The following is a 6,945-nucleotide window of genomic DNA, read 5'->3' as shown; positions in this document are numbered from 1 at the left end:
CGTCAGAAAACTTCTCTTGAGAGATATAGTTGCGTTGTGAGCGCCATGCGGGGTCCCTGCCACGATCCCTGACGTGGCGCGACCTCAAGCGAGTCCATCGTTGGGCATAGCTCGACCGTCAGGCGCGAACGCCGCAGGTCAGATCAGCGATGTCAGAGATGGTGGGGTCGCGAGGTCAGCGCGTACTCGGCGCTCCGTCACACGCGGGGGGCTGGAGATCCGACGGAGCTGGAACGGCATCGCTGGGATAGGAAACGTGCTTCAATACCGCGTTGAGTCCGTAAGACATGATACCTCCCCGTCCTGCCGTGATCGCTCACGACAAGGTCCTGCGTGTCCTGAAGACAACCGCGCCGTACTCCTGTCGCGGATGCCTGCCCAATGTACTGGTCGTCCGCTCGACGTCGCCCACCTTGCGTGCCGGGGTAGCTTTGCGATGTCTCTCATATACGCTTGGCGCGAGCGAGAAGATCCCGCTTGGAGACATTCAGACAAAAAACTACCATTCCCATATTGCTATGGGTTTTGTACCGACATCGCTTGTTGAAGCGTCGCCTACGTGCTCATCGCCGCCGATTTGCACGCTCGCCCCGTTTCCTAAACCGCGCTGGTCTGAAGATCGTGGGCGCCGCTGACGACTTAAGGAATACACTAAGCGGAAAGACTCGCAACGAAATTGATTCACACTTGAGGCGCCAAAAAACTTGACCTCGGTTAACGCCGCGCGCGACTTGTTCACAGGCTGCGAAGCAAGTTTTTGAATCCGTGCACAGAATCGAGAATGCCGTGCGTCGTGTGACAATTCTCGCCCCCCGCCAAAATTTTTTTACAAATTCGTCACGCGCTCGACGTGCGGGCGAATTTTCCAAATGCTTGTCGCTGCTATGTTGATAAGTGATTATCGAGTCATCGCTTTTCGAGACTCGTTTTGCAGGGTAACTCCGCGGCCCCGTGTGTTTTGGTGAATCCACGGCTGCAGGACACTTGTCGCCGCCGATTCAATTCGAGCCCGCAGCACAGGGGTTTTTGCAACGCGGTGAAGTTTCCACTGTTGCAGAACAGCCGCCGGTAGAACTACGGAAGGAAGAACAACGCCGACAATGCAAATCGTCCAAGCGACGATCGAGCTTCGCGCACTGCTTACGTGAATATGACAGTCAAGAAAAAAGCCCGGCGCGATGCCGGGCTGTTTGACGCGCTGACCGGATCGACCGATCAGATGAAGCTGCGAGATGACCTCGCGGGATTACTTCGGCGGGATTACTTCGCGAGCTTGGCGATCTGTGCGGTGAGGCGCGAGACTTTGCGGCTGGCGTTGTTCTTGTGAATGATGTTGCGCTGGGCGGCGCGCATCAAGGCCGGCTCGGCAGTCGCGAGTGCCTTCACGGCTGCGGCGCGATCGCCGCTCTTGATGGCTTCCTCGACGGTGCGCACGGCGCCGCGCATCTGGGTGCGGCGCGACTTGTTGACGGCGGTGCGGCGGGCGATCTTGCGCGTCGCTTTCTTGGCGGAAGTGGTATTGGCCATGGTCTCAATGTCCTTTGCGGGTACCGGTCGCGTCTTGGTCGGGTAGCGCCGGCTTGCTTGACCGCGTAATCGACGCTCGGATTTAGGGTGTTCGGTTGCTGGGCCGTTCCCGGAACATGAGCGACGGCCTTGCGGCTGTCTCTGAGGCTCCAAGGAGTCTTCAAGCTCAAAAGAGAGTCTTGAGGCTCAAGGTGCCTGCAACTGCTCAAAGAACAGCGGCGGCGGGATTGCGCCCACCGCCAATTGCCGCCCTTATAGAGAGGGTCTTTAGCACCGTCAACGCTTTCGGGGCCGGAAATCCGGCCTTTGGCGGCCTGGATGGGCGCCGTAACGCCCTGAAGAGGTTGAATTTCTGCCGTCGCCCGGCTATTGGCAGGCAACGTTCCAAGAGGGCGTCCGATCGGATGACCATCGCAGGTGAGGCATGATCCGCGGCTTTTTCCGACTGATTGGGCTGTTGCTGCTCGCCGGCGGGTTCATCTTCATGGTCTATGATGGCGCCCGCTGGGTGGCCGACCAGAACCTCAAATTCACCCGGTTCGGCCAGTTCTGGAACGACATCAATCAGGCCAGCCAGTCGGCATTCCGCACCTGGGTCGAGGCCAAGGCGCCCTGGCTCTGGACATCGGTGATCCGCCTGGTGCTGGAGCAGCCGGTCTTTGCCGTCCTCGGCATTCTCGGCATCCTCCTGATGATCCTGTTCCGCCCGCGCAAGCCCTTGATCGGCTATTCCCGGGACTGAGCCTGAAGCTGGCGGCCGCGTAACACCGCTGCCTCTGGCCGCGTAGAGGCCTATAGTCCCACCTCATCGCGAGCACGCCGCCTGAGCTGCCTGGTTTCCTATGCCCGGTTTTCCACTTGGCTCAGGCGACGGACAACTCGCTTCGGAGATTCGTCATGCTGTTCATGCGCAAGACCACCGCACTGCCGAGCGCAACTGAGGCGCTGCCGGGCCGTGCGCAGGCCATCCCGACCGCAACCACCCATTTCGTCAACGGCGCGAAGCTGAAGCCGCCTTATCCGGCCGGCCTTGAGCAGGCGGTGTTCGGCCTCGGCTGCTTCTGGGGCGCCGAGCGCAAGTTCTGGGAGCTCGGCGACGGCGTCCACGTGACGGCCGTCGGCTATGCCGGCGGTCACACGCCGAACCCGAGCTATGAGGAAGTCTGCTCGGGCCGCACCGCTCACACCGAAGTGGTGCTGGTCGTGTTCGATGCGAAGAAGATTCCTTACGAGAAGCTCTTGAAGACGTTCTGGGAGAGCCACAACCCGACACAGGGCATGCGCCAGGGCAACGACGTCGGCACGCAATATCGAAGCGCGATCTACACCTATTCCGATGCGCAGAAGAAGACCGCCGAGCAGTCGAAGGCGCTCTATCAGAAGGCGCTTTCCGCCAAGGGCCTCGGCACCATCACCACCGGGATCGCTCCCGCCGGCGAGTTCTATTTCGCCGAGGACTACCATCAGCAATATCTGGCGAAGAATCCCGCCGGCTATTGCGGCTTAGGGGGCACCGGCGTGTCCTGCCCGATCGGCGTCGGCGTGAGCGCGTAGGCTGGACGCATCTTGCTTACCCTCCCCTGGAGGGGGAGGGTCGCTACGCATGAAGCGAAGCGCAATGCGTAGCGGGGTGGGGTGACGGTCTCTCCACGTCAAACAGTGCCCTTGTTGAGAGATCACCCCACCCCGCTCGCGCTGCGCGCGATCGACCCTCCCCTCCAGGGGAGGGTGAGAGCACCATTGTCCTCCGCTCAACGCTTTATTAACCATAACCGGTGCATCACTGGGGCTGTCTCGTTCCGAGGGATAGGTCCGGTGCCGGTTGCACGCGCGTTTCGATGGTCGATCTTGGCAGCGTCCTTGGCAGCGTCCGCCGCGCTTGCCCTGGGCGGCTGCATGCAGACCGCGAGCCCCGTCGCGATGGTGCAGCCCCGTTCCGATCTCGATGCGATGGCTTATGGCCAGCCCTATAGCGCGCCGCAGCCGGTCGTCGTCGCCGACGGCGGCGGCGCCATTGGCGCTTTGCGCAATTCCTTTGCCTCCTCGCCCGCACCGATGCCGGTCGGCTACGCGGCGCCGGTGCGCAATGGCGCCTCCTACCATCTCGACGCCGGTGACAAGCTTCGCGTGGTGGTCTACGGCCAGGAAGGTCTCACCAACAGCTATTCGATCGACGCGGGCGGCTCCATCACCATGCCGCTGATCGGCGCGGTGCCGGCGCGCGGCCGCACCACGGCGGGCCTTGCCGGCGAGATCGCCGCACGCCTGCGCAACGGCTACATCCGCGAACCGTCGGTGGCGGTCGAGATCGAGACCTATCGCCCGTTCTTCATCCTCGGCGAGGTCCTCGCGCCCGGCCAATATCCCTACGTGCCGAATATGACAGTCGAGAGCGCGGTCGCCATCGCCGGCGGCTTCTCGCCGCGTGCCAAGCGCGACATGGTCACCGTCACGCACACCGAAAATGGCGGTGCGATGCGCGCCGTGGTGCCGCTCGGCACGCCCTTGGCACCGGGCGACACCGTGTTCGTCGGTGAGCGCTGGTTCTAGCTCACCTTCGAAAATCCAACCGCCCGTTCGGAAAGCACCCGTCGATCCTGTCAGCATCGACCATGCGCCCGACCCATGGCCGCATGATCGCGGGATTGGTCAGGTTGATGTACTTCCCGACCAGCCGGCCTGTGTCATCGCGCGCAGCATCGATCAGCCCGTGCCGGCGGCCATTGTCCCAGTCAAAGCGCAGATAGATGCGCTCGCCCGCGACCCGAACTTCCGCGCGCCCCTCTTTCCATTTCTCCGGCGTGTCGTCTGCAATGGTGGGGTCGGCGCCGCCATTCCAGCGGCTCGCCCAGATGCCTTCGAGTGGATCGGATGATGCGGGAATGGATGCCCACTGCGCCGCGTTGTCGTCGGCGGCATCGCCGGCAAGCGTGGCAGAAGCGGCATAGTCGATCACCTCGGAATCGTCAGGCGCAGGAACATCCATGGTTCCGAACGGATTGCGAATGACGAGATTCGTATTGGCCTGCTGCATGGCGATCTCCCGGCAAGTTGGCGTGATCGGCCAGCTCTATCGCCGGGTTGTCGGGCTGGAGCCACCCGATTCCTGCTCTCGTCATTCCCGAGCGCGACGAAGTCGCGAGCCCGGGATTACGGAAGAGAGAGCTGCGTTACTTCTGCAAATGCTTCGCGAAAAATGCCATGCTGCGCGGCCAGGCGATGTCGGCGCTGGCCTTGTCGTAGCTGGCGCGCTCGTCGCAATGGAAGCCGTGCTGGGCGCCTGGATAGATGAAGACCTCCACATCCGGCCGCTTGGTCTTGATCGTCTCGACGTCGGTCAGCGGAATGCCGGCATCCTTCTCGCCGAAATGCAGCTGCGTCGGCACCTTCGGCGTCTCGTCGGCAAAGCGCACGATCGCGCCGCCGTAATAGCCGATCGCGGCCTTCAACCCCGACAGCCGCGTCGCCGCGACGAAGGCGATGCTGCCGCCGAGACAGAAGCCGATGATGCCCACGGGCCCGATGCTCTTCACCGCATCAATCGCAGCTTGCGTGTCGCGGAGCATTGCCGCCCAGTCCGGATTGGCGACGAACTTGCGCGCTTCCGCGATCTCGTCGGGCGAATAGCCCGACTGGAAGTTCGGCGCGGTCCGGTCGAAGATCGACGGCGCGATCGCGACATAACCTTCTCCGGCCAGGCGGTCGCAGACCGAGCGGATGTGGTGATTGACCCCAAAAATCTCCTGGATCACCACCACCGCGCCCTTCGGCGTACCCGAGGGCTCAGCGCGATAGGCGCCGAGCTGGAAATTGTCGGAGGCCGTCAGCTTGATGTCCTGTCCCACGCGGGTTGTCCTTCTTGGTTGTTACAGACTCAGTCTCTCCCCTCATCCTGAGGAGCGCGCCCTTGCGCGTCTCGAAGGATGCAAGGCCGAGAAGCGGCAGCGGGGTCTGCATGCTTCGAGACGCTTGCTGCGCAAGCTCCCGAGGATGAGGGGCAGCATCTCACTCCCACATCCAGTTCTCGCCGTAATCCTCTTTCCATCCTGCCAGCCGTCCGTGGCGAAATTGCAGAAACAGGCGGTGACGGTAGGGGATCAGGCCGCTGCCGCCGATATTGCGAAGGGCGAGATAGATCTCGTTGCCGGGACGTCCCCGTACATATTGCAGCGGCTGCCCCAGGGCGCGCGCGGTCTGATCGGCGTCCATGCCGAAGGCGAGCGGCGTGTTGTTCGACAAGGTCGCGACGAAGGGCTGGCGCGCGGGCACGGCGCCGAACGGCTCGGCCTGCGCAGATATCGACAGCAACATCGTGCCTGCAGCCAGCATCATCAGCTTCATCGCCTACGTCCCTGCTTGATCGACCTATGCCGGCAAGTTCTTCAGGAAAGGCGCGACCGCGTCAACAAAAGCCTGGGGTTGATCGATGTTGACGGCGTGTCCGGCGGCGGGGATCACGACCTTTTGTGCGCCGGGGATCTTTGCCGCCATATAGTCGGACGCGGCGAGGAACGGCGTGTCGTCGGCGCCGACCACGATCAGCGACGGCACCTTGATGTCGGGCAATAGCTCCATCACGCGCGCATCGCGCTGGGTCAGCATGCCGCGCGCCGCAAGCGCCAGCCCGCTGGCGTTGCGATGGCTCGCCGTCGCGCGCTCGCGTGTCGCCGCTTTCAACACGTCGAGGCCTTCGCGGTCGAGCCGGTCGGCGGTGGCCAGCGCCCGCGCGTTCCAGGCCTCGCGCGCGTCGTCTTTCTTGAAGCCGGGACCGGTGTCGATGATCAGCAGGGCGCGGGCCCGCTCCGGGTGCGCGCGATAAAACGCCAGCGACATGTAGCCGCCGAGCGAGAGCCCGCCGATGATGGCGCGCGTTGCGCCGACCGCATCGAGGATCGCCGCCATGTCGCCGACCGTCAGCGCTTCGCTGTACGCGCCCGCATCGTCGGGATAGTCGGACTGGCCATGGCCGCGCATGTCCCACAAGATCAGCTTGTGATCCCGGGCGAGCGCATCGATCTGGCCGTGCCACATCGACGAGGTCGAGGAATAGCCATGGGTGAGCAGCAATGGCGGCCCCTCGCCATGAACCTCGTAGTAGATGTTGACGCCGTCGCGATCGATCTTCGGCATGTCTCCCACCCTTTGTTGTTTGTTCTAACGGCGCGCCGCTGCACTCTAGCCCGCCAAGTTACTTCGGAGAAACTGCCTGAATGCGATGGCACGCATGCCGGACGCACGCGCTGTTGTGTCCAGTGGCTGCGTCGTCGCCCTTGGCGCGGCGCACAACGAGCGGGTGTGACCATCGTTTTTTCGACTCGTTCCAAATTGCATTTGCCTCCGCGCCTGAACGCGATCATTCTTCCGGCCAAGGCGGGCCGCCAGCCCGGTGGGCGTCCGCCGCACAAGTTGCCGCCGTAA

General features: G+C 63.1%; 8 protein-coding genes. 3 read left to right on the top strand and 5 right to left on the bottom strand.

What is annotated here, in order from left to right:
* Window positions 1-1,260: 1,260 nt before the first annotated feature.
* Window positions 1,261-1,527: a 30S ribosomal protein S20 gene (gene rpsT, locus P6U29_RS41030; protein WP_024338506.1), complete on the bottom strand. Its 267-nt coding sequence runs from the start codon at window positions 1,525-1,527 to the stop codon at window positions 1,261-1,263.
* A gap of 424 nt (window positions 1,528-1,951) precedes the next feature.
* Between rpsT and P6U29_RS41025 the strand changes: the two genes are divergently transcribed.
* From P6U29_RS41025 to P6U29_RS41015, 3 genes are all read left to right on the top strand, one after another.
* Entirely contained in the window at window positions 1,952-2,269 is a 318-nt protein-coding gene (locus tag P6U29_RS41025; protein WP_027572415.1) for a hypothetical protein, read from the top strand.
* A 155-nt stretch (window positions 2,270-2,424) separates the two neighbouring features.
* Entirely contained in the window at window positions 2,425-3,081 is a 657-nt protein-coding gene (gene msrA, locus P6U29_RS41020) for a peptide-methionine (S)-S-oxide reductase MsrA (protein ID WP_407115764.1), read from the top strand.
* Window positions 3,082-3,342: 261 nt separating this feature from the next.
* Window positions 3,343-4,077 (top strand): polysaccharide biosynthesis/export family protein, encoded by a 735-nt coding sequence (locus P6U29_RS41015; protein WP_407115763.1) that lies wholly within the window; start codon window positions 3,343-3,345, stop codon window positions 4,075-4,077.
* Between the two features lies 1 nt (window position 4,078).
* Here the strand turns inward: P6U29_RS41015 and P6U29_RS41010 are convergent, their stop codons facing one another.
* The 4 genes from P6U29_RS41010 to P6U29_RS40995 all read right to left on the bottom strand — a co-directional run bounded on the left by P6U29_RS41010 (window position 4,079) and on the right by P6U29_RS40995 (window position 6,657).
* Window positions 4,079-4,561 carry a hypothetical protein gene (locus P6U29_RS41010; RefSeq protein WP_407115762.1) on the bottom strand — a complete coding sequence of 161 codons (483 nt, stop codon included), beginning with the start codon at window positions 4,559-4,561 and terminating at the stop codon, window positions 4,079-4,081.
* A gap of 136 nt (window positions 4,562-4,697) precedes the next feature.
* Window positions 4,698-5,372 (bottom strand): dienelactone hydrolase family protein, encoded by a 675-nt coding sequence (locus P6U29_RS41005; protein WP_407115761.1) that lies wholly within the window; start codon window positions 5,370-5,372, stop codon window positions 4,698-4,700.
* A gap of 160 nt (window positions 5,373-5,532) precedes the next feature.
* A complete protein-coding gene (locus P6U29_RS41000) occupies window positions 5,533-5,868 on the bottom strand; it encodes a hypothetical protein (RefSeq protein WP_407115760.1) in 336 nt (111 codons plus the stop codon).
* Between the two features lie 24 nt (window positions 5,869-5,892).
* Window positions 5,893-6,657 carry an alpha/beta fold hydrolase gene (locus P6U29_RS40995; RefSeq protein WP_407115759.1) on the bottom strand — a complete coding sequence of 255 codons (765 nt, stop codon included), beginning with the start codon at window positions 6,655-6,657 and terminating at the stop codon, window positions 5,893-5,895.
* Between the last annotated feature and the right edge of the window lie 288 nt (window positions 6,658-6,945).

Source organism: Bradyrhizobium sp. LMG 9283 (assembly GCF_045571415.1).
Taxonomy (GTDB): domain Bacteria; phylum Pseudomonadota; class Alphaproteobacteria; order Rhizobiales; family Xanthobacteraceae; genus Bradyrhizobium.
The sequence above is the reverse complement of the archived record's forward strand: the minus strand, read 5'-3'. Positions and strand labels throughout refer to the sequence as shown.

What these genes read in the sequence shown, in the direction of transcription:
- P6U29_RS41000 (WP_407115760.1), bottom strand. Translation starts at nt 5,868, where the DNA reads ATGAAGCTGATGATGCTGGCTGCAGGCACGATGTTGCTGTCGATATCT.
- rpsT (WP_024338506.1), bottom strand. Translation starts at nt 1,527, where the DNA reads ATGGCCAATACCACTTCCGCCAAGAAAGCGACGCGCAAGATCGCCCGC.
- P6U29_RS40995 (WP_407115759.1), bottom strand. Translation starts at nt 6,657, where the DNA reads ATGCCGAAGATCGATCGCGACGGCGTCAACATCTACTACGAGGTTCAT.
- P6U29_RS41010 (WP_407115762.1), bottom strand. Translation starts at nt 4,561, where the DNA reads ATGCAGCAGGCCAATACGAATCTCGTCATTCGCAATCCGTTCGGAACC.
- msrA (WP_407115764.1), top strand. Translation starts at nt 2,425, where the DNA reads ATGCTGTTCATGCGCAAGACCACCGCACTGCCGAGCGCAACTGAGGCG.
- P6U29_RS41025 (WP_027572415.1), top strand. Translation starts at nt 1,952, where the DNA reads ATGATCCGCGGCTTTTTCCGACTGATTGGGCTGTTGCTGCTCGCCGGC.